Origin of the sequence: Corynebacterium sp. HMSC076D02 (assembly GCF_001813815.1) — a bacterium.
GTDB classification, from domain to species: domain Bacteria; phylum Actinomycetota; class Actinomycetes; order Mycobacteriales; family Mycobacteriaceae; genus Corynebacterium; species Corynebacterium simulans.
On record NZ_KV814044.1, the window covers coordinates 34,111 to 54,703 of the forward strand.

Genomic DNA, 20,593 nt, shown 5'->3' on the forward strand with positions numbered 1-20,593 from the left:
GAAACTTATGCCAAAGCGCAACGATGTAAACCACGTCCTGGTTATCGGTTCTGGCCCAATTGTTATCGGCCAGGCCTGCGAGTTTGACTACTCCGGCACCCAGGCTTGCCGCGTGCTGAAGGAAGAAGGCCTGCGTGTCACGCTAGTCAACTCCAACCCGGCAACCATCATGACGGACCCAGAATTCGCGGACCACACCTACGTGGAGCCGATTGACCCTGAGTTCATCGAAAAGATCATTGTTAAGGAACAGCAAGAAGGCCACAAGATTGATGCGGTGCTTGCAACCTTGGGCGGACAGACCGCACTGAATGCTGCGGTGCAGTTGGACCGCGCAGGCATCTTGGACAAGTACGGCATCGAGCTCATCGGCGCCGACATTGAGGCGATTGAGCGTGGTGAGGACCGCCAGAAGTTCAAGGACATCGTCGAGTCCATCGGCGGCGAGTCTGCGCGTTCCCGCGTGTGCCACAACATGGACGAGGTGCACGAGACCGTCGCAGAGCTCGGCCTGCCGGTAGTCGTGCGTCCTTCCTTCACCATGGGTGGCTTGGGCTCTGGCCTGGCTTATAACCAGGAAGATCTCGACCGCATCGCAGGCGGCGGTCTGGCTGCTTCGCCCGAGGCCAACGTTCTCATCGAGGAATCCATCCTCGGCTGGAAGGAATTCGAGCTGGAGCTCATGCGTGACAGCGACGATAACGTCGTGGTGATTGCCTCCATCGAAAACGTCGATGCCCTGGGCGTGCACACTGGTGATTCCGTTACCGTTGCTCCGGCTCTGACTTTGACCGACCGCGAATACCAGAAGATGCGTGACCTCGGCATCGCGATTATTCGCGAGGTCGGCGTTGATACCGGCGGCTGCAACATCCAGTTCGCCGTCAACCCGGTTGATGGCCGCATCATCGTCATCGAGATGAACCCGCGCGTGTCTCGTTCCTCTGCGCTGGCTTCCAAGGCCACCGGCTTCCCAATCGCGAAGTTGGCCGCCAAGCTGGCAATCGGCTACACCCTTGACGAGGTACAAAACGACATCACCGGCGTTACCCCTGCGGCATTCGAGCCGACTTTGGACTACGTCATCGTCAAGGCACCACGCTTTGCTTTTGAGAAGTTCCCGGGCGCCGATGACACCCTGACCACCACGATGAAGTCCGTCGGCGAGGCCATGGGCATTGGCCGCAACTACATCGCAGGTCTCAATAAGGTCATGCGCTCCTTGGAGTCCAAGCAGCATGGTTTCTGGACCCGCCCGGATGAGTACTTCGCCGGCGAGCGCGCGACGGACTTGGATGCGGTGCTCAAGGACCTAGAGCGTCCGACCGAGGGCCGCATGTACGACGTAGAACTGGCTTTCCGTCTTGGCGCTAGCGTCGAGCAGCTCTACGAGCACTCCCAGATCGACCCATGGTTCCTTGCTGAGCTCAAGGCCTTGGTTGACTTCCGCGAGGAGCTGCTGAACGCACCGGTCCTGGACGCGCAGCTGTTGCGTGAGGCGAAGTTCTACGGGCTTTCCGACGCCCAGATTGCCGCCCTGCGCACCGAGTTCGCTGGCGAAGACGGCGTGCGTTCCCTGCGCTGGTCGCTGGGTATTCGCCCGGCCTACAAGACGGTCGATACTTGTGCTGGCGAGTTCGAGGCGCAGACCCCGTACCATTACAGCTCCTACGAGCTGGACCCAGACGCAGAGTCCGAGGTTAAGCCGATGCCTGCCGATAAGTTGGGCAAGGTCATCATTTTGGGCTCTGGCCCGAACCGCATTGGCCAGGGCATTGAGTTCGACTACTCCTGCGTCCACGCAGCGTTGGAGCTGTCCGAGCGCGGCTACGAGACCGTCATGGTCAACTGCAACCCAGAGACGGTCTCTACTGACTACGACACCGCTGACCGCCTGTACTTCGAGCCGTTGACCTTCGAGGACGTTATGGAGGTCTACCACGCTGAGGCCCAGTCCGGCCCAGTTGCCGGCGTCATCGTTCAGCTCGGCGGCCAGACTCCGCTGGGTCTAGCAGAGCGCCTGACCGAGGCTGGTGTTCCAGTCGTCGGTACCTCCGCTGCGGCAATCGACTTGGCTGAGGACCGCGGCGAGTTCGGCAAGGTACTGGCAGAAGCAAAGCTTCCAGCGCCAGATTTCGGCACCGCAACCTCCTTCGAGGAGGCACGTTCTGTAGCCCGCGACATCGGCTACCCGGTCCTGGTTCGTCCTTCCTACGTGCTCGGCGGCCGTGGCATGGAGATTGTCTACGATGAGGCCTCCCTGCGTGACTACATCGACCGCGCAACGGAAATCACCTCCGACCACCCGGTATTGGTGGACCGCTTCCTCGACAACGCAATCGAGATTGACGTGGATGCTCTCTGCGATGGCGAAGAGGTCTACTTGGCTGGCGTCATGGAGCATATCGAGGAGGCCGGCATTCACTCCGGTGACTCTTCCTGCGCGCTGCCACCGATGACCTTGGGACCTGAGGACATCGACAATGTTCGCCGCTCCACCCGCGCGCTAGCTAAGGGCATCGGTGTACAGGGCCTGATGAACGTGCAGTACGCGCTGAAGGATGACACGCTGTATGTCATCGAGGCGAACCCGCGCGCATCGCGCACCGTGCCGTTTGTCTCCAAGGCCACCGGCGTGCCGCTGGCTAAGGCCGCAGCTCGCGTCATGATGGGCGAGTCCATCGCTAATCTGCGTGCAGAAGGCATGCTGCCTACCGAGGCCGATGGTGGTTCCTTGCCGCTGGAGCACCCGATTGCGGTCAAGGAAGCTGTGCTGCCTTTCAACCGCTTCCGCCGCCCAGATGGTACGTTGCTTGATACTTTGCTCTCCCCAGAGATGAAGTCCACGGGCGAGGTCATGGGCCTAGCAAGTAACTTCGGCGCGGCTTTTGCCAAGGGCGAAATCGCTGCCTTCGGCCACTTGCCGACTGAGGGCACGGTCTTCGTCTCCGTGGCTAACCGCGACAAGCGCACCCTCATCTTCCCAATCCAGCGTCTGGCCTACATGGGCTACAACATCGTGGCTACCGCAGGCACCGCGCAGATGCTGCGCCGCAACGGCGTGGAGTGCGAGGTAGCGGTCAAGGTTTCCGAGGCGCAGGACGGCCAGGAATCCATCGTTGACCAAATTCTTGCCGGCAAGGTCGACCTCATCCTCAATACCCCGGCTGGTTCAGACAACGCACGCCACGACGGCTACGACATCCGCGCGGCGGCTGTTTCCGTGGGCGTTCCGCTTGTTACCACCGTCCAGGGCGTTACCGCTGCGGTCCAGGGTATCGAGGCGCTGCGCATCGGTAACCTTGAGGTACGTGCATTGCAGGAGCTTGAGCATGACGCAAAGCACTAGCACCTTCGGTGAGCGGCTCGTCGCTGCCGGTGCCGAGCGCGGCAGGCTGTGCGTGGGCATCGACCCGCATGCGCATCTGCTGCGTGCTTGGGGCTTGAATGACGACGTCGATGGGCTGCGGAGATTCGCGCATACCTGCGTGGAGGCATTCGCCGAGACCGTCGCAGTGGTTAAGCCGCAGGTGGCCTTCTTCGAACGCTTTGGGTCTGCGGGCTTTGCGGTGCTGGAAGAGACCTTGCGGGATTTGCGTGAAGCAGGTTGCTTGACGCTTGCCGACGCCAAGCGCGGCGACATCGGCTCCACGATGGCCGGCTATGCCGCGGCATGGCTTAGCGATGATTCGCCGTTGTCCGCGGATGCAGTGACCGTCTCTCCATATCTAGGAGTCGGTTCGCTCCAGCCGGTGCTTGACCTAGCGGAAGAAAAGGGCAGGGGAGTCTTCGTTCTGGCTGCAACTTCCAACCCGGAGGCCGTGGCGTTCCAGTCCATCACGGACGAAGAAGGCGTGACGCTGGCGCAGGGCGTGGTCAACCAGTGCGCCGCGCTCAATGCCGCGTACAAGGCCGCAGGACGTCCGGGCAACGTCGGCGTCGTAGTGGGTGCCACGCTTGCGCAGCCGCCTGTCCTAGACGAGCTGAACGGCCCGGTTTTGCTGCCGGGCGTCGGCGCCCAAGGAGCTACTGCGCAGGACGTGAAAGTAATCACTGCGGCGGCCCCGCAGTTGGGTTTCGCCAACGTTTCCCGTTCGGTTCTTTCCGCAGGCCCGCAGGTTGTTGACCTGCGTGAAGCAGTGAAATCTGCCCTGGCAGAGGCTACCGAAGAGACCGCTTTTTAAGGTTATGGCGCGGCCGATTATAAGGCCCGCCATTTACCTGGTATTTTGAGAAACGCACCGCGATGACGTGCAGGAATTCCGCACAATACGGACCCAAATAATGTCATCGCGTAATCACCAGTGCTAGGATTGCCTGAAGTCGGTTCGCGCCGAGCCTGTGACTAGTGATTTTAGTCGTTTTGCTCGGCACTGCGGGATTTTGATTCCCGTTATCGCGACCGGATTCTGGTAAGACTTACTGGACGGAAATTATCAATCTAATGAAATCGGAGGAAACCCGTGGCCCTTCCAAAGTTGACTGATGAGCAGCGCAAGGAAGCTCTCGCAAAGGCCGCTGAGGCCCGCAAGGCTCGCGCCGAGCTCAAGGCTGCGCTGAAGCGCGGCGAAACCAACCTGAAGGACGTTCTGGACAAGGCTGAGACTGACGAGATCATCGGTAAGACCAAGGTCTCCGCTCTCCTCGAGGCTCTGCCGAAGGTTGGCAAGGTCAAGGCTAAGGAAATCATGGAAGATCTCGAGATTGCTCAGACCCGTCGTCTGCGCGGCCTCGGCGATCGTCAGCGCCGTGCCCTGCTCGAGCGCTTCGGCTACGGCGAATAAGATTCGCGATGTCTGACGCAACTGCACGCGGTAACCTGGTCGTTCTGGCTGGGCCTTCCGCTGTGGGTAAGTCCACTGTGGTTTCGCGTCTGCGCGATGACGTCGATCAGCTGTACTTCAGCGTCTCAATGACGACGCGTCAACCCCGACCTGGTGAGCAGGACGGGGTTGACTATTTCTTCGTTACTCCTGAAGCTTTCCAGCAGCGCATTGACGCCGGTGAAATGCTCGAATGGGCAGATATTCATGGCGGGCTCCAGCGCTCCGGCACTCCTGCACAGCCCGTAAAGGAAGCAATGGAGGCAGGCCGCCCCGTCCTCGTAGAGGTGGACCTGGAAGGCGCTCGCAACGTCAAGGCCGCCCTGCCGGAAGCTAAAACCGTGTTCTTGGCACCGCCGTCATGGGAGGTGCTCGTTGAGCGCCTGACCGGCCGTGGCACCGAGCCGCAGGACGTCATCGACCGTAGGCTTAAGACCGCACACGCTGAACTTGCCGCACAAGACGAGTTCGAGCACGTCGTTGTCAATGAGAATCTTGATGACGCCGTGGCAGCTATTAGTGCTATCCTGCAGGGATAGAACTAGATTTTGACCATTTCCAAGTGAAGTAAAGGTGCATGTGACTAACGTGACCACCCCTGCTAATGCTGAGGCCCCGAAGCCAGAGCCAGTGTTCGATCCGCCAGTGGGCATTACTGCTCCGCCGATCGACGAGCTCCTCGATAAGGTCTCGTCCAAGTACGCTCTGGTGATCTTCGCCGCTAAGCGCGCGCGTCAGATCAACAGCTACTACCAAGAGCAGGATGAGGGTGTCTTCGAGTTTGTCGGTCCTCTGGTAACCCCTGAGGCGGGCGAGAAGCCGCTTTCCATCGCTCTGCGTGAGATTGAAGCTGGTCTCCTCGATCACGAGGAAGGAAAGTAAAAGCTTTCAAATAAGCTTTGTCGGGCCCAGGTGTCCTGCCGCCATCTTGGCGGGGGGAGCCTGGGCCTTTTGGCGTCTTGCGGCCGAAAAGTTTCCGGGCTGTAGAATTGGCCGGGTGAATCAAGCGAACCTTCATTCTTCTGCATCTTCTTCCGCGCCTTCTACTGCATCAGAAACATCCGCTCGGCCGCGCAATATCGTGGTGGGTGTAGCCGGTGGTATCGCCGCATACAAGGCTTGCCATTTAGTCCGCGACTTCAAAGAGCACGGAGATAGCGTCCGCGTTGTGCCAACTCAAGCGGCACTGCAGTTCGTGGGCGCGGCTACCTTTGAGGCGCTTTCAGGCAACCCCGTGAGCACCACGGTTTTCGATGATGTGGATTCAGTCCAGCACGTCAATATTGGTCAGCACGCAGATGCCGTTGTTGTAGCTCCCGCCACGGCCGATGTCATCGCCCGCATCGCCGCTGGCCGTGCCGATGACTTGCTGACGGCCACGGTGCTGGTGGCGACCTGCCCTGTCATCGTTGTCCCTGCAATGCACACCGAGATGTGGCAGAACCCGGCCACGGTGGATAACGTTGCCACCTTGCGGCGCCGAGGAATCACCGTGATGGAGCCAGCACATGGCCGCCTCACCGGCCGCGATTCGGGCCCGGGGCGTTTGCCCGAACCAGAGCAGATTGCCGAGCTCGTGCGCACCGAGTTGGCAGGCTACCGCATGGGCCAGGGGCTTGCAGGCAAAAAGATCGTCATTTCTGCAGGCGGTACGCAGGAGAACCTTGACCCGGTGCGTTACTTGGGTAACCGTTCCTCCGGCCGGCAAGGCTTCGCACTTGCCGAGATTGCCGCGCAACGGGGCGCGAACGTCACCCTCGTCGCCGGTAACACGGAGAAGCTGCCTGTTCCGTCTGGGGCAAAGGTTCGCAACGTTGTTTCGACGGCGGAGCTACAGGCGGCGATGGAGGAGGAAGCGCGCGATGCGGACGTGGTCATCATGGCCGCTGCCGTGGCCGATTACCGCCCGGCACACATTGCAGAGTCAAAGATGAAGAAAGGCCAGGCAGATGCCGAGCTTTCTAGCATTCAGCTAGTGGAGAACCCTGATGTGCTCAAAGGGATCGTCGCCAAGCGTGATGCAGGCGAGCTTAACCCCAATGCCGTCGTCGTGGGCTTTGCCGCGGAGACCGGCGATGCCACCCATTCCGCGCTCGATTTTGCCAAGGAAAAGTTTTTAAAGAAGGGCTGTGACCTCTTGATGGCCAACGAGGTTGGCGAGGGTAAGGTTTTTGGGCAGTCCGATAGCGAGGGCTGGATTTTAAGCCGCGGTGCGGCGCCACAAGTGGTTGCTCACGGCTCAAAGCATGTGGTCGCGTCCCAAATCCTCGACGCAGTACAAGAGATAATGAGCAACTAGGCCAAGGCCTGATTGATTTAATAGACCGCTTGGTCTATGCTGGCTAGTTGTTAAAGCTTGGGGCCAGAACCATGCATCGAACGCTAAAAGAGCTTTCGCTAGTTAAGCTTTTCTGTCTGCACTAAGGAATATCTGTGACTTTAAACCCTGCACCGGCTACCCGTTTGTTCACCAGCGAATCCGTGACTGAGGGCCACCCGGACAAGATCTGCGACGCTATCTCCGACACCATTTTGGATGCGCTGTTGGAAAAGGATCCGAAGGCGCGCGTGGCAGTGGAAACCCTCGTGACCACCGGCCAGGTTCACGTTGTCGGTGAGGTTCGCACCACCGGCTACGTAGAAATCCCGCAGTTGGTCCGCAAGACCTTGACGGACATCGGTTTTACTTCCTCCGACGTCGGATTCGACGGCCACACCTGTGGCGTTAACGTCGCCATCGGCGAGCAGTCCCAGGAAATTGGCGCTGGCGTCGATACCTCTACGGAGGCTCGTGACCGTTCCGATGACTACGACGAGGAAAATGATACCGCCGGTGCCGGTGACCAAGGCCTGATGTTCGGCTACGCCACCAACGAGACCGATGAGTTCATGCCGTTGCCTATCGCACTGGCACATCGCCTTTCGCGCCGCTTGACCGAGGTTCGCAAGCAGGGCATCGTCGATCACCTGCGCCCAGACGGCAAGACCCAGGTGACCTTCGCCTACACCGACGATAACCAACCTTCCCACCTGGACACCGTGGTTATCTCCACCCAGCACGATCCCGAGGTTTCCCAGGAGTGGCTCATGGAGCAACTGCGCGAGCACGTCGTGGAATGGGTTATCAAGGACGCCAAGCTCGAGCACTTCTACGGCGAGGACACCACGCTGCTGGTCAACCCTTCCGGCTCCTTCATCTTGGGTGGCCCGATGGGCGATGCTGGCCTTACCGGCCGCAAGATCATCGTCGATACCTACGGCGGCATGGCTCGCCACGGCGGTGGCGCGTTCTCCGGCAAGGACCCGAGCAAGGTGGACCGCTCTGCGGCCTACGCCATGCGCTGGGTAGCTAAGAACATCGTCGCTGCGGATTTGGCTGACAAGGCTGAGGTCCAGGTCGCCTACGCCATCGGCCGTGCGAAGCCGGTGGGCCTGTACGTCGAGACCTTTGGCACTGCGAAACACGGGCTTGACGACGCCACGATTCAGGCCGCCGTCAACAAGGTCTTCGATTTGCGCCCGGCCGCTATCATCCGCGATCTCGACTTGCTGCGTCCCATCTACCGCCAGACCGCAGCCTACGGCCACTTCGGCCGCACCGACATTGAGCTGCCATGGGAGTCCACCGACCGTGCCGTCGCACTGCGTGAGGCTGCCGGCCTGTAGTATCAGAGCCTATGCCAGCTAGAACACCCGCCGCCCATAAACCGGTCGCGCGGGTGTTGCCTTTATTGGGCGTCGCCCACCTAGACCGCGGCTTCGATTATCGCGTCGACGAATCGCAGTCGGCTGCTGCTAAGCCCGGCGTGCGCGTGCGCATCCGCTTCAATGGGCGGCTGACAGACGCCATCGTTTTGGAGCGCCGCAATGACAGCGAGTTCGACGGCCAGCTGCGTTACCTGGACCGCGTGATTTCGCCCTATGCGGTCTACTCAGCTGAGCTTGCCGAACTCATCGAGTCGCTCGCGGCCCGCTATGGGGCGGTGCGCTCAGACATTATTCGCTCCGCGATTCCGCCGCGGCATGCCAAGGCAGAAGAATCCGATCTCGCCACCCCGTGGGAGGAGATGGGCGAGGCACAAGAACCAGATCTTTCGGGGTGGTCGGCATATCAGCATGGTGAGTCCTTTGTGGACTCGGTATTGGCCGGTGGGCTGGCCCGCGCCGCATGGCAGATTGCGCCGGGCGATGACTGGGCGAGTGCCGTCGCGGCATTGGCCGCAAAAGTGGCACTCGACGGCGGCGGAGTCTTGCTCGTGGTGCCGGACCAACGCGGCGTCGACAAGCTGGAAAAGGCTTTGCGAAAAGTGGTCGCAGCCAAGCAGATCACCGTCTTGGGCAATGCCACGGGTCCGCAGGCACGCTACCGCCGATATCTTTCCGCTTTGGTGGGGCAGGCGCGCATTGTGTTGGGTACCCGCTCGGCGGCCTTTGCGCCGGTACAGAACCTACGCCTGGCGTTCATTTTTGATGATGGCAACGACAACCTCGTAGATAACCTAAAACCCTATGTCCACACCCGCGAGGTGCTGACCACGCGCTCAGCTAAGGAAGGCTGCAGTCTGATTCTGGCGGGGCATGCCCGCAGCGCAGAGACACAGCTGCTGGTCGAATCTGGGTGGGCGCATGACCTGCTCGCTAGTGAATCCACGTTGGAAACACGGCGTCCTGCAATGACTGCGGTAGGGGCGTTTGGCCTGCAGGTTGCGCGTGATCTGCAGGGCGGAACCACCTCGGTTACAGGGCCTGCCTTCCAAGCTGCGAAGCGTGCGCTGGACCGTGCGCAGCCGGTGCTCGTGCAGGTCCCGCGGAAGGGCTACGCACCAATTCTGGCTTGCGGCAATTGCCGAGCCCCCGCGCGCTGCCGCCACTGTAACGGCCCCTTGGGCCTTGCCGCCGATAGACGCGGGGGAGATACGCACCATGCCTCCTTGCCCACGTGTCGGTGGTGTGGCCGCATCGAGTCGAAATTCCGCTGTGTCGAATGCGGCTCGCCGCGGCTGCGGGCTATCGTACTGGGCTCTGAGCGCACGGCGGAAGAGTTGGGACGGGCGTTTCCGAGTACCCGCATCGTTGTCTCGGGCGGCAACAAGGTCGTAGACGAGGTCGCAGATGAGGCGGCACTGGTCATCGCAACGCCGGGCGCAGAACCGGCCGTCGCCCACGGCGGGCACTACGGCGCAGCTTTGCTGTTGGATGCAGGCACGCTGCTCAACCGCCAGGATCTGCGCGCCACGGAGGAAGCTCTCTCTAAGTGGGCGTCTGCAGCTACCTTGGTCTGTTCGCACAACAAGGGCGGTGAAGTGGTCATCGCCGCTGACGGTGAACTGCCGGTCATTCAGTCCTTGCTGAATTGGGACATGGTTGGTGCCGCACGCCGTGAGCTGGCGGGGCGTCGGGAAGTGCGTTTCCCGCCAGCAGTGCACATGGCTGCGGTCGATGGTGCCGATGCCAGCCTGGATCACTTCATGTCTATTGCGGAGCTACCGGAAAACGTGGAGGTTTTGGGACCCGTACCGTTGCCACCGGGGCTGAGCCTGCCCGGCGAATATGACGAGCAGCGATTTGGGCCGCCGCAACGCGTACTGATTAGGACCCCGTTGGGCCCGCGTGCCCAATTGGGCAACGCCTTGCGTAAGGCCAATGCCGCCCGCAGCGCGCGCAAGGACGAGCTTCCTTTGCGCATCCAAGTCGATCCCATCCACATCGGCTAGTCCTTCCATACCCCGTTAGGCGGTGCCGGGGGATTGTTCCACTATTGTCGAGGGCAGCAAATAAAAGAAGAATCAACGTGGATGAGGCGAGGAAGGCTCCTATTAAATGGCACTAAGAGCAATCCGCATGTACGGCGACCCAGTTCTCACCTCCCGTGCGGTGGAGATTGAGAAATTCGATGCTTCACTTGCAGCGCTAGCGGCTGACATGCTGGAGACTATGGACGAGGCAGGCGGAGTAGGACTTGCGGCGAATCAGATTGGCTTGACCAAGCGCATCTTTGTCTACGATTGCTCGCACGTGCAAACGGGTTTGCGTGGCGCAATCATCAATCCCGTGTGGGAGCCCATCGGACAGGCGAAGCAGGATGGCCCTGAGGGCTGTCTTTCCATCCCTGGGATTTCTGAAAATACGGAGCGTTACGAAACCGTGGTTTTAAGCGGCCGCGATATCCGTGGTAACGCCATTTCTATGGTCGCCTCCGGGCTCATGGCGCGCTGTATCCAACACGAGACCGATCATCTCGATGGCGTGTTGTTCCTGGACCGGTTGACTAAGGAAAAGCGCAAGCAGGCCATGCAGGTAATCCGCAATTCTGACTGGTTTAATTCTTAAAAAACTACCTAGTATTTTTCAAAGCATACTTATAAAGGAGACGCCACAGCATGAGAATCATCTTCGCTGGAACGCCGGAACCCGCGGTCGTGGCACTGGAAAAGCTGATTGCCTCTGAACACGAAGTCGTCGCCGTACTTACCCGGCCGGATGCTCGCAAGGGGCGTGGGCGCAGTCTGCATCCGAGCCCGGTGAAAGAGCTGGCGCAAAAGCACGGCATAGAGGTGTTAACTCCTACCTCGCTGAAGCCGGATACCGAGGATGGAAAGGCGCTGCGTGAGCGCCTGCATGAGCTCGAACCGGCTGCGATTCCGGTGGTGGCGTATGGCAATCTGATTACACCGGACCTGCTGGATGTACCCGAGCACGGTTGGGTAAACCTGCACTTTTCTTTGCTCCCGGCATGGCGAGGGGCGGCGCCGGTCCAGGCAGCGATTGCGGCAGGCGATGAGCGCACGGGCGCTACCACCTTCCGCATCGATGAAGGCCTCGATACCGGTGAGATTCTCGGAGTCGTGGAGTCAGATATCTCGGAGACCGACACTGCCGATGACTTGCTGACCCGCCTGGCTTTTAAGGGGGCAGATCTGCTGGTTGAGACAATGGACGGTTTGGCAGCCGGCAGCATCACACCGCGCCCGCAGGAGGGCGAGGCCACGTACGCCTCCAAGATTGCGGTGGAGGACGCGCAAGTGGACTGGACGGCACCGGCTACCGTGGTGGATCGCCACATCCGCGCGCATACTCCGGGGCCAGGCGCTTGGACGCTGCTGGATTCTCAGCGCGTGAAGCTTTCTCCGCTAAGCCTTGTCGAGGAAGCTGAGTCTGGCGCGGCGCTTGCCGACGTCGCGCTCGAACCAGGTCAGGCGCACATCACGAAGAAGGCCGTATACGTTGGAACGGGCGAGGGGATTGTCAAGCTTGATCGCCTGCAACCCCCAGGAAAGAAGATGATGAACGCTGCAGACTGGGCACGCGGTCTTGGCGGCGCTAAAGAAGTGAGGTTTTCATGAGCGGCGGATTCCGTTCTCGTTCCAAGTCTGGAGACAAGCCTAAGGAAACGTCCCAGAATAAGGGGCGCGGTCAGTCTGGCAAACCTAATAAAGGTAATAGGCGGCCGGTGCGCAACAATGCGCGCGGCAGGAAGGAGAACCCTTCCTTCGTGAAAGCAGCGCGCCGCGCGGGCATCGATGTCCCGCGCGCGGTTGCCTACGAGGTACTGCGCCGCGTGCACAGTGATGATGCTTTTGCGAATCTCACCCTGCCGAAGGCGCTGCGCGTACACAAGTTGGAGGCCCGGGACGCAGCTTTCTGCACCGAGCTGACCTACGGGGCGTTACGCAGTGAGGGCGTGCTCGATGCCGTCATCGAAAAGTGCTCTTCCCGTGGGCTCGATGCCATCGCACCAGAGGTGCTCGACGCATTGCGTCTGGGTACCTATCAGGTGCTTTTCACCCGCGTTGAGGCTCACGCTGCGGTTGATACCACCGTGCGCTTGGTGGAGGCCGCCGGCTTCGAGAAGGCGAAGGGCTTTGCCAATGGCATTATGCGTACGGTAACGCGCACGCCTTCCGAGAAGTGGCTGGACAAGCTCGCGCCGAGTGGTGAGGTAGCAGCGCTTGCCTTCAAGCATGCGCACCCGACCTGGATTGCGGAATCCTTCGCCCGCGTCGTCGGCTTGGGCGAGCTGGAGGCCGCCTTGGAGGGGGATTCGCAGCGCCCGATCGTGCACTTGGTGGCACGTCCTGGTGAGATCAGTGCGGAGGAGCTGGCCCTTATGACCGGCAACGAGGAGGGCAAGTACTCGCCTTATGCGGTGTACATGTCTGCCGGTGATCCAGGCGATCTGGAGCCGGTCAAGCAAGGACTTGCCGCAGTGCAGGACGAGGGTTCGCAGCTTATCGCCCGCGCCGTTGCGGAGGCGCCGCTGGAAGGGGAGGATTCCGGACGCTGGCTGGATCTGTGCGCCGGCCCTGGCGGTAAGGCGGCGCTGATGGGTGCGCTGGCGCGTATTGAGCAGGCCACCGTTGATGCAGTCGAGGTCTCACCGCACCGTGCGGAGCTCATCAAAAAGACCGTGGCGGATCTCCCGGTGCGCGTGCACGTGGGGGATGGCCGCGAACCTGGCCTGGAGCCGGGCTTCGATCGCGTGCTGGTCGACGCCCCGTGCTCCGGCCTGGGTGCTTTGCGCCGCCGTCCGGAGGCTCGTTGGCGGAAGGCTGAAAGCGACATTGCTGACCTCAATGAGCTGCAATTTGAGCTGCTCGAATCCGCGCTGCGGCTCGTCCGTCCTGGCGGCGTGGTGGGTTATTCCACCTGTTCTCCAGATCTTAGGGAAACGCGCGACATTGTGGACCGCGCCGTCGCCAAGCTGGGCGCAGAGGAACTCGACGCGCACACACTAATTCCAGACATGGGGGATGTGGGCCGCCATAAGTCGGTCCAGATGTGGCCGCACCGTCATGGCACGGATGCGATGTTCTTCGCAGCTTTGCGGCGCACGAACTAGGCGCTGAGCCGGTTTCGCGGCGAGGCGTCGCAGGGTAGGTCTAGACTATGGGGCATGTCTGCTCCGATTATTTCCCCATCCATCCTCGCCGCTGACTTCTCCCGCTTGGGCGAAGAAGTGCGCGCCGTATCCAACGCTGATTGGATCCACGTCGACATCATGGATGGACACTTCGTCCCCAACCTTTCTTTTGGCCCAGACATCACCAAGACCGTTGATGCAGTCACGGACCAGGTGCTTGATGTGCATCTGATGATTGAGGAGCCAGAAAAGTGGGTGGAGACCTACGCTGCAGCCGGCGCCGACTGCATCATTTTCCATGCGGAAGCTGTCGCGGATGTGGCGGCCAGCCTTGCCTTGGCGGAAAAGATTCGGGGGCTGGGCGTGCGCGCAGGTATCTCGGTCAAGCCGGATACCGCAATTGAGCCGTGGTTGGACAAGCTCGCCAGCTTTGATTTGGTGCTCGTGATGTCCGTGGAGCCGGGCTTTGGCGGCCAGAAGTTTATGCCGGAGATGCTGGATAAGGTGCGTGCTTTGCGTGCAGTCATTGATGATGAAGGGCTTGCAACTCTCATCGAGATCGACGGTGGCATTTCGGCGGAGACCATCCGTGAATCAGCAATGGCTGGCTGCCATGCTTTCGTTGCCGGTTCTGCAATTTATAAGCAGGAGGATAAAGCTGGCGCAGTCGCGGAATTGCGCGAGCTGGCCACCCTGTAGAAGACCGTGAATAGAGCTTTGAATCGGAAGCTCGCAAAAGCCTGAAAGAATTTTCATGAAGCTTGATTTAGAAGCGGCCCTGCTGCGTGCAATGGAGGCTGGCCAGTCTGTCCGTGGTACCACTAGCCCCAATCCGCCTGTGGGTGCCGTCATTTTAGATGCTCAGGGCGAATTGGTTGGCACTGGTGCCACCCAGCCGGCAGGAGGTGCGCACGCGGAAGTAGTGGCTCTCAATGAAGCCGGGGAGGCTGCGCGCAATGGCACTGCGGTGGTCACCCTTGAACCGTGCAACCACACCGGGCGCACCGGTCCGTGCGCGCAGGCTCTTATTGATGCTGGGGTTTCGCGGGTCTTTTTCCTGCATGGCGATCCAAACCAGGAAGCAGCCGGGGGAGCGAGCACCCTGCAAGCAGCTGGGATTGAAGTTGCACAGGTTGCGGCACCCGTTGACAAGGATGTTCCCGACGCGCTCTTGCCGTGGTTGCGTGCCATCGAAATGGGCAGGCCACACGTCACCCTCAAATTTGCGCAGACCCTCGACGGGTTCACCGCCGCAGTAGACGGCACCAGCCAGTGGATTACTGGCGAGCATGCCCGCGCCTGGGTGCACGTTGACCGCTCACAACGCGACGCCATCTTGATCGGCACGGGCACGGCCTTGGCCGATAACCCGTCGCTTACCGCCCGCCGCCCAGACGGCAGCCTTTTTGAGCAGCAGCCGCGCCGCGTGGTGATTGGTCGCCGCAACTTGGAGGACGCGGGTGCGGCGGCCGGCAACTTGCGCGAGCTCGGCTACCTGCAGTTTGAGGACATCGACCAAGCCTTGTGCGAGCTCTATGCGGATGGCGCACGCGATATTTTGGTGGAAGGCGGGGCAGGTCTTGCTAGCTCTTTTCTCAACGCAGGCTACGTCGATGCCGTGCAGGCTTATATTGCCCCGGTTCTTTTGGGCGAAGGCCGCGGCGTATTGGCGCATCCGGTGGCCCAGACCTTGAGCGACGCTAAGCGTTTCCGCCGCAGTGCCACCAAGGTCTTGGGCGATGATGTCTTAATTGAGTACGTGCTCAATTCGCCGAGTTAGACGCACAGAGTTAGACACACAGAGTCAACAAATCATAAATAGAAGGAATTTGCTTGTTTACAGGACTCGTAGAGGAACTAGCCACTGTCTGCTCCATTGAGGAGCAGGGCGATGCGATTCGGCTGGGGATTAGGGCGCCTCACGTACTTAGCGACGCCGCGCTCGGTGACTCGATTGCGGTCAACGGAGTCTGTCTTACGGTGGCAGCGCTGGATGGCGATGCTTTCGTCGCCGACGTCATGGCCGAGTCGTTGCGACGCTCGGCGCTGGGGCAGTTGCGCGAGGGCTCCGTCGTCAACGTGGAACGGGCGCTTTTGCCCACCACGCGTTTGGGCGGACACATCATGCAAGGCCACGTGGATGGCACCGCAGAGCTTTTATCGCGTACCCCTTCGCAGAACTGGGAAGTGCTGCGCTTTAGCCTTCCCCAAGACCTTGCACGATACGTCGTCGAGAAGGGCTCAATCGCAGTTAGCGGCACCTCGTTGACCGTAAGCGCAATCGGAGCGGACTGGTTTGAGGTGTCGCTGATTCCAACCACTCTGCGCGACACAATCTTTGGCACGATGGAGGTCGGCGCTGCCGTAAACCTAGAAGTAGATGTGTTGGCCAAGTACGTTGAGAAGATGTACGGGCCTAACGCGCAGGACGCAAACCACAGGGGCTAAAGTAAATCCTTATGACCGCAGCAGAATCTTCCGTCAAACTCGACACTGTTGAACAGGCCATTGCTGATATTGCGGCCGGCAAAGCGGTGGTTGTGGTTGACAACGAAGACCGAGAAAACGAAGGCGACCTCATCTTCGCCGCGGAGCTGGCAACCCCAGAACTCGTGGCCTTCATGGTCCGCTACACCTCCGGCTATATTTGTGCGCCGCTGTTGCCACAAGATTGCGCGCGCCTGAACCTGCCGCCGATGATGGCGCTTAACGAGGACGTGCGCTCTACCGCTTACACGGTGACAGTGGATGCAGCGACGGGCACCACGGGAATCTCCGCGGGCTCCCGATCGGAGACTATCCGGCGCTTGGCTGATCCGACCACCACGGTCTCTGATTTCACCCGTCCGGGTCACGTGGTGCCTTTGAGCGCACGCCCAGGTGGCGTTCTGGAGCGTGACGGCCACACGGAAGCTGCTGTTGATCTCGCACGCTTGGCGGGGCTGCGGCCGGCCGGTGTATTGTGCGAGATCGTCTCCGAGGAAGACCCCACTGATATGGCGCGCTCGCCGGAACTGCGACGCTTTGCTGATACCCATGGGCTGACCATGATCTCCATCGAGCAGCTCATTGATTGGCGCCGCCACAAGGAAACCCAGATTCACCGTTCGGTGGCAACGCGCCTGCCCACGGATCACGGCCTGTTCAATGTGCTGGGATACACCCATGACATCGACGGCAACGAGCACATCGCGCTGGTTGCAGGCGACGTCGAGGAGCTTCGCGGCGCGGAAGACGTGCTGGTGCGCGTGCACTCTGAGTGCCTCACGGGTGACGTGTTTGGATCCCGTCGCTGTGATTGTGGCCCGCAGCTTAACGCTTCGCTCAAAGCGGTTCAAGAAGCCGGACGTGGCGTAGTGATTTATCTGCGTGGCCAAGAAGGCCGCGGCATTGGCTTGGTGAACAAGCTGAAGGCCTATCGTTTGCAAGACAAAGGCCTTGACACCGTCGATGCCAATCTCGAGCAGGGCCTGCCCGAAGACGCGCGCGAGTATTCCGTGGCGGGGCAGATTCTGCGGGACCTTGGCATTGCTTCCGTTGTCCTCATGACTAATAATCCGCACAAGGGTGAGGGTTTGGCCGGCTTTGGTGTCGATGCTTCTCAGCACACTACGCTTGCTGTGGAAGCAAACGAGGACAACATCACCTACCTGCGCACCAAGCGTGACCGCATGGGCCATGACCTGCCGCAGGTGGAACACTGGGATATGCAGCATCCAGCAGATGGTGCCCGCAACGCGAATGACGAAGACCACCGCAACTAAGCGCTAAGAAAGGTTTCCGATGGCTAAAGAAGGCTTGCCTGAAATTGAATTGGTCCCCGCTGAGGGGATCCGCGTGGCTGTCATCACCGCGACGTGGAACGCCGAAATCTGCGACCAGCTGCACAAGCGTGCTGTAGAGACTGCTCGTGCGTGTGGCGCGAAGGTGACCGAGACCCGCGTGGTCGGGGCGCTCGAACTTCCCGTCGTGGTGCAGGCGGCGGCTCGGACCCACGATGCCGTGGTTGCGCTGGGCTGCGTGGTAAAGGGCGGCACCCCGCACTTCGATTACGTGTGTGACTCCGTAACGCAGGGCCTAACCCGCATCGCTCTAGACGAGTCCACCCCGGTGGGCAACGGCGTGCTCACCGTGAACGAGTATTCACAGGCAGTCGATCGCGCAGGCTTTGCCACCTCAGATGAAGACAAGGGCGCGGAGTCGATGGTAGCGGCTTTAGACACGGTATTGAAATTGCGTACACTAGATGGGCTGGCAGGCTAGGCCAGCCTGTAAACCACGAAGAAGGAACTAATGACTGACGCACAAGAATCTGGGGCACGCGAGACGTCGAAACGCACGCAGCTTACCGACGCCGAGGTTCTGGCCTACACCAGTGCGGATCCCTTCGCGCAGACTTCGACGAAGCCGTGGATTTATGAGGCTAAGTCTCAATTTTTGCGCAAGGTGGCCATCGGCTGGGTCATCCTCGTCATGTCTATCCATATTTTCATGGGCCTTACCTTGGATATCTCCTTCACCGGTGCTGCCGTCACCACTATCGATAAGTTCGCTTTCCCCGGCGTGGGCCTGCTTATCTCTGTTCTGTCTTGGCTGGCGCTGACGCGCCCGCGCCTGCGTGCGAATGAAGACGGCGTCGAGGTGCGTAACATCGTAGGTACCCGTTTTTATCCTTGGCAGGTCGTCTACGGACTATCCTTCCCAGAGGGCGAGCGGATGGCGCGCATCGAGTTGCCCGACTTCGAGTATGTGCCGGTCTGGGCACTGCAGGCTGGTGATAAGGCCGCCGTTATTCCGAAGGTTCGCGCTTTCCGCGACCTTGAAGCTAAGTACATGCCGCAGGATTAACAAGTGGCAGATCCCGCTACCTATCGACCAGCGCCAGGCACTATTCCCACAGAGCCTGGCGTTTATAAGTTTCGCGATGAAAACCGCCGGGTAATTTACGTAGGCAAGGCCAAGAACCTGCGCGCACGTTTGTCCAACTATTTTCAGGACATCACGCAGTTGCATCCGCGCACGCGCCAGATGGTGCTTACCGCTGCCTCTGTGGAATGGACCGTGGTTGCCAGCGAGGTGGAAGCGCTGCAGCTGGAATATACCTGGATTAAGCGCTTCGACCCGCGGTTTAATGTCATGTACCGCGACGATAAGACCTATCCGATGCTCGCGGTATCGGTAGGAGAGACCGTCCCACGCGCTTTCTTCTACCGTGGCCCGCGGCGGAAGGGCGTGCGTTATTTTGGTCCGTATTCCCATGCTTGGGCGGTGCGCGAAACCTTGGATCTGCTCACGCGCGTGTTCCCCATGCGCACCTGTTCTAAGGGTGTCTACAACCGGCACGAGCGCTTGGGTCGTCCGTGTCTTTTGGGATATATCGGCAAATGTTCGGCGCCCTGCACGGGTGCGGTATCGAAGGCAGATCACAGGGAGACCGTAAATTCGCTGGTTTCCTTTATGAACGGCAATACTTCGGCCGTGACCCGTGAACTCACCCAGCGCATGGAGCAAGCCGCGGAAAACCTCGAGTTTGAGCTTGCTGCGCGCTTGCGCGATGACTTAGGCGCAATCAACAAGATCATGGAGCAGCAGGCCGTCGTGTTCAATGACGGAACTGATGCGGATCTTATTGCCTTTAGCTCTGATGAGCTGGAGGCCGCTGTGCAGATCTTCCATGTGCGTGACGGCCGCATCCGTGGCCAGCGCGGCTGGGTCGTAGAACGCTCAGGCGACCAAGCTCCGACGGGGCCGTGGGAAGAAGGCGAAAGCGATCCGGCTTTGCCGGCGTTGATGCAAAACTTCCTGATCCAGTTCTATTCGGATGCCGCAGACCGCGAGCAGCAAGAGATGGAGGAAGACGCTGCCCTTAGCAGGCGCGGTGTGGACCAGGAATCGCATACCGAGACCCGCCGCGGCAACGTGATTCCGCGGGAGATCTTGGTGCAGGCCATGCCGGACGAGTCGGCTGAAGTCATCTCCCTGCTCGAGGATCTGCGTGGGGCACAGGTGGATATGCGGGTACCGCAGCGCGGCGATAAGCACTCCCTGATGGAGACCGTCGAGCGCAACGCTAAGGAGCAGCTGCGCCAGCACAAACTCAAGCGCGTCGGTGATCTCACCGCGCGTTCGGCGGCCCTGCAGGACATCCAGGAAGCCTTGGGGATGGACCAGGCGCCGCTGCGCATCGAGTGCACCGATATCTCCCATATTCAAGGCACCGATGTGGTTGCTTCCCTCGTGGTCTTTGAGGACGGTCTGCCACGCAAGGCTGATTACAGGCGTTACCGCATCAAGGAGGCGGCTGGTGACGGTCGCTCGGATGACGTCGGCTCCATTGCCGAGGTAACCCGCCGCCGTTTCAAGCGCCATAAGGAGGACAAGCTCGCCAACCCAGACGAGGAAGTCGAGGAGTCCACCTTCGACGACGAGAATGTGCAGGAAGAATCCGCAGAAGCGGGACGTCGTTTTGCCTACCCGCCGCAGCTATTCATCGTGGACGGTGGCGCCCCGCAGGTTGCAGCAGCGCAAGAGGTATTTGATGAACTCGGCATCGTGGACGTGACCCTCGTCGGCCTTGCAAAGCGCTTGGAGGAAATCTGGGTCCCGGGTGATGATGAACCGGTTATTCTCCCGCGTAATTCGCAGGCCCTGTACTTGCTCCAGCAGATCCGCGACGAGGCACACCGCTTTGCTATTAGTTATCACCGCCAGCAGCGTTCCAAGCGTATGCGTTCTTCGGTACTGGATTCGGTGCCGGGCTTGGGGCCGCAGCGCCGCACCGATTTGGTCAAGCACTTTGGCTCGGTGAAAAAGCTCAAGGAAGCTTCGGCGGAGGAGATCGCAGCGGTAAAGGGCTTTGGCCCGAAACTTGCCGGTGTGGTCTATGAACACCTGCATGGTTAAAGAAAAT

At 60.3% G+C, this 20,593-nt stretch carries 18 protein-coding genes; all 18 read left to right on the forward strand.

The window, feature by feature from the left end; translation table 11 throughout:
• Positions 1-7: 7 nt before the first annotated feature.
• The 18 genes from carB (at position 8) to uvrC (ending at position 20,586) form a co-directional block, all read left to right on the forward strand.
• On the forward strand, positions 8-3,349 hold the full coding sequence (gene carB, locus HMPREF2935_RS04770; RefSeq protein WP_061922267.1) for a carbamoyl-phosphate synthase large subunit: 3,342 nt from the start codon (positions 8-10) through the stop codon (positions 3,347-3,349).
• A complete protein-coding gene (gene pyrF / locus HMPREF2935_RS04775; protein ID WP_061922270.1) occupies positions 3,333-4,184 on the forward strand; it encodes an orotidine-5'-phosphate decarboxylase in 852 nt (283 codons plus the stop codon). Before carB ends, pyrF begins: the two co-directional genes overlap by 17 nt.
• Before the next feature lie 279 nt (positions 4,185-4,463).
• Positions 4,464-4,784, forward strand: coding sequence for an integration host factor, actinobacterial type (gene mihF, locus HMPREF2935_RS04780; protein ID WP_005531652.1), 321 nt, complete (start codon positions 4,464-4,466; stop codon positions 4,782-4,784).
• An 8-nt stretch (positions 4,785-4,792) separates the two neighbouring features.
• Positions 4,793-5,362 carry a guanylate kinase gene (gmk, locus tag HMPREF2935_RS04785; protein WP_061922273.1) on the forward strand — a complete coding sequence of 190 codons (570 nt, stop codon included), beginning with the start codon at positions 4,793-4,795 and terminating at the stop codon, positions 5,360-5,362.
• A gap of 40 nt (positions 5,363-5,402) precedes the next feature.
• Positions 5,403-5,705, forward strand: a complete 303-nt coding sequence (gene rpoZ / locus HMPREF2935_RS04790; protein ID WP_061922276.1) for a DNA-directed RNA polymerase subunit omega — start codon at positions 5,403-5,405, stop codon at positions 5,703-5,705.
• A gap of 199 nt (positions 5,706-5,904) precedes the next feature.
• Positions 5,905-7,122: a bifunctional phosphopantothenoylcysteine decarboxylase/phosphopantothenate--cysteine ligase CoaBC gene (gene coaBC / locus HMPREF2935_RS04795; protein WP_061922592.1), complete on the forward strand. Its 1,218-nt coding sequence runs from the start codon at positions 5,905-5,907 to the stop codon at positions 7,120-7,122.
• Positions 7,123-7,256: 134 nt separating this feature from the next.
• Complete coding sequence (gene metK / locus HMPREF2935_RS04800; protein WP_061922279.1) at positions 7,257-8,489, forward strand: methionine adenosyltransferase; 1,233 nt, start codon at positions 7,257-7,259, stop codon at positions 8,487-8,489.
• 11 nt (positions 8,490-8,500) lie between these two features.
• Positions 8,501-10,537, forward strand: coding sequence for a primosomal protein N' (locus tag HMPREF2935_RS04805; protein WP_061922281.1), 2,037 nt, complete (start codon positions 8,501-8,503; stop codon positions 10,535-10,537).
• A gap of 106 nt (positions 10,538-10,643) precedes the next feature.
• On the forward strand, positions 10,644-11,153 hold the full coding sequence (gene def / locus HMPREF2935_RS04810) for a peptide deformylase (protein ID WP_061922284.1): 510 nt from the start codon (positions 10,644-10,646) through the stop codon (positions 11,151-11,153).
• Positions 11,154-11,203: 50 nt separating this feature from the next.
• Complete coding sequence (gene fmt, locus HMPREF2935_RS04815) at positions 11,204-12,166, forward strand: methionyl-tRNA formyltransferase (RefSeq protein WP_061922287.1); 963 nt, start codon at positions 11,204-11,206, stop codon at positions 12,164-12,166.
• Complete coding sequence (locus tag HMPREF2935_RS04820) at positions 12,163-13,662, forward strand: RsmB/NOP family class I SAM-dependent RNA methyltransferase (RefSeq protein WP_070732189.1); 1,500 nt, start codon at positions 12,163-12,165, stop codon at positions 13,660-13,662. The genes fmt and HMPREF2935_RS04820 overlap by 4 nt, the downstream gene beginning before the upstream one ends.
• A 54-nt stretch (positions 13,663-13,716) precedes the next feature.
• Positions 13,717-14,382 carry a ribulose-phosphate 3-epimerase gene (rpe, locus tag HMPREF2935_RS04825; RefSeq protein ID WP_070455615.1) on the forward strand — a complete coding sequence of 222 codons (666 nt, stop codon included), beginning with the start codon at positions 13,717-13,719 and terminating at the stop codon, positions 14,380-14,382.
• 55 nt (positions 14,383-14,437) lie between these two features.
• The gene (gene ribD / locus HMPREF2935_RS04830; protein ID WP_070732190.1) at positions 14,438-15,463 is read left to right on the forward strand and encodes a bifunctional diaminohydroxyphosphoribosylaminopyrimidine deaminase/5-amino-6-(5-phosphoribosylamino)uracil reductase RibD; all 1,026 of its coding nucleotides are present in this window, start codon (positions 14,438-14,440) and stop codon (positions 15,461-15,463) included.
• A 53-nt stretch (positions 15,464-15,516) separates the two neighbouring features.
• The gene (locus tag HMPREF2935_RS04835) at positions 15,517-16,131 is read left to right on the forward strand and encodes a riboflavin synthase (protein ID WP_062040923.1); all 615 of its coding nucleotides are present in this window, start codon (positions 15,517-15,519) and stop codon (positions 16,129-16,131) included.
• An 11-nt stretch (positions 16,132-16,142) separates the two neighbouring features.
• Positions 16,143-17,447, forward strand: a complete 1,305-nt coding sequence (locus HMPREF2935_RS04840) for a bifunctional 3,4-dihydroxy-2-butanone-4-phosphate synthase/GTP cyclohydrolase II (protein WP_070732192.1) — start codon at positions 16,143-16,145, stop codon at positions 17,445-17,447.
• A gap of 19 nt (positions 17,448-17,466) precedes the next feature.
• Positions 17,467-17,946, forward strand: a complete 480-nt coding sequence (ribH, locus tag HMPREF2935_RS04845) for a 6,7-dimethyl-8-ribityllumazine synthase (RefSeq protein WP_070732194.1) — start codon at positions 17,467-17,469, stop codon at positions 17,944-17,946.
• A 30-nt stretch (positions 17,947-17,976) separates the two neighbouring features.
• Positions 17,977-18,531: a PH domain-containing protein gene (locus HMPREF2935_RS04850; RefSeq protein WP_070732196.1), complete on the forward strand. Its 555-nt coding sequence runs from the start codon at positions 17,977-17,979 to the stop codon at positions 18,529-18,531.
• Between the two features lie 3 nt (positions 18,532-18,534).
• Positions 18,535-20,586: an excinuclease ABC subunit UvrC gene (gene uvrC / locus HMPREF2935_RS04855; RefSeq protein ID WP_070732198.1), complete on the forward strand. Its 2,052-nt coding sequence runs from the start codon at positions 18,535-18,537 to the stop codon at positions 20,584-20,586.
• Positions 20,587-20,593 lie beyond the last annotated feature (7 nt).

What these genes read in the sequence shown, in the direction of transcription:
- carB (WP_061922267.1), top strand. Translation starts at nt 8, where the DNA reads ATGCCAAAGCGCAACGATGTAAACCACGTCCTGGTTATCGGTTCTGGC.
- pyrF (WP_061922270.1), top strand. Translation starts at nt 3,333, where the DNA reads ATGACGCAAAGCACTAGCACCTTCGGTGAGCGGCTCGTCGCTGCCGGT.
- gmk (WP_061922273.1), top strand. Translation starts at nt 4,793, where the DNA reads ATGTCTGACGCAACTGCACGCGGTAACCTGGTCGTTCTGGCTGGGCCT.
- HMPREF2935_RS04805 (WP_061922281.1), top strand. Translation starts at nt 8,501, where the DNA reads ATGCCAGCTAGAACACCCGCCGCCCATAAACCGGTCGCGCGGGTGTTG.
- def (WP_061922284.1), top strand. Translation starts at nt 10,644, where the DNA reads ATGGCACTAAGAGCAATCCGCATGTACGGCGACCCAGTTCTCACCTCC.
- fmt (WP_061922287.1), top strand. Translation starts at nt 11,204, where the DNA reads ATGAGAATCATCTTCGCTGGAACGCCGGAACCCGCGGTCGTGGCACTG.
- HMPREF2935_RS04820 (WP_070732189.1), top strand. Translation starts at nt 12,163, where the DNA reads ATGAGCGGCGGATTCCGTTCTCGTTCCAAGTCTGGAGACAAGCCTAAG.
- rpe (WP_070455615.1), top strand. Translation starts at nt 13,717, where the DNA reads ATGTCTGCTCCGATTATTTCCCCATCCATCCTCGCCGCTGACTTCTCC.
- ribD (WP_070732190.1), top strand. Translation starts at nt 14,438, where the DNA reads ATGAAGCTTGATTTAGAAGCGGCCCTGCTGCGTGCAATGGAGGCTGGC.
- HMPREF2935_RS04840 (WP_070732192.1), top strand. Translation starts at nt 16,143, where the DNA reads ATGACCGCAGCAGAATCTTCCGTCAAACTCGACACTGTTGAACAGGCC.
- ribH (WP_070732194.1), top strand. Translation starts at nt 17,467, where the DNA reads ATGGCTAAAGAAGGCTTGCCTGAAATTGAATTGGTCCCCGCTGAGGGG.
- HMPREF2935_RS04850 (WP_070732196.1), top strand. Translation starts at nt 17,977, where the DNA reads ATGACTGACGCACAAGAATCTGGGGCACGCGAGACGTCGAAACGCACG.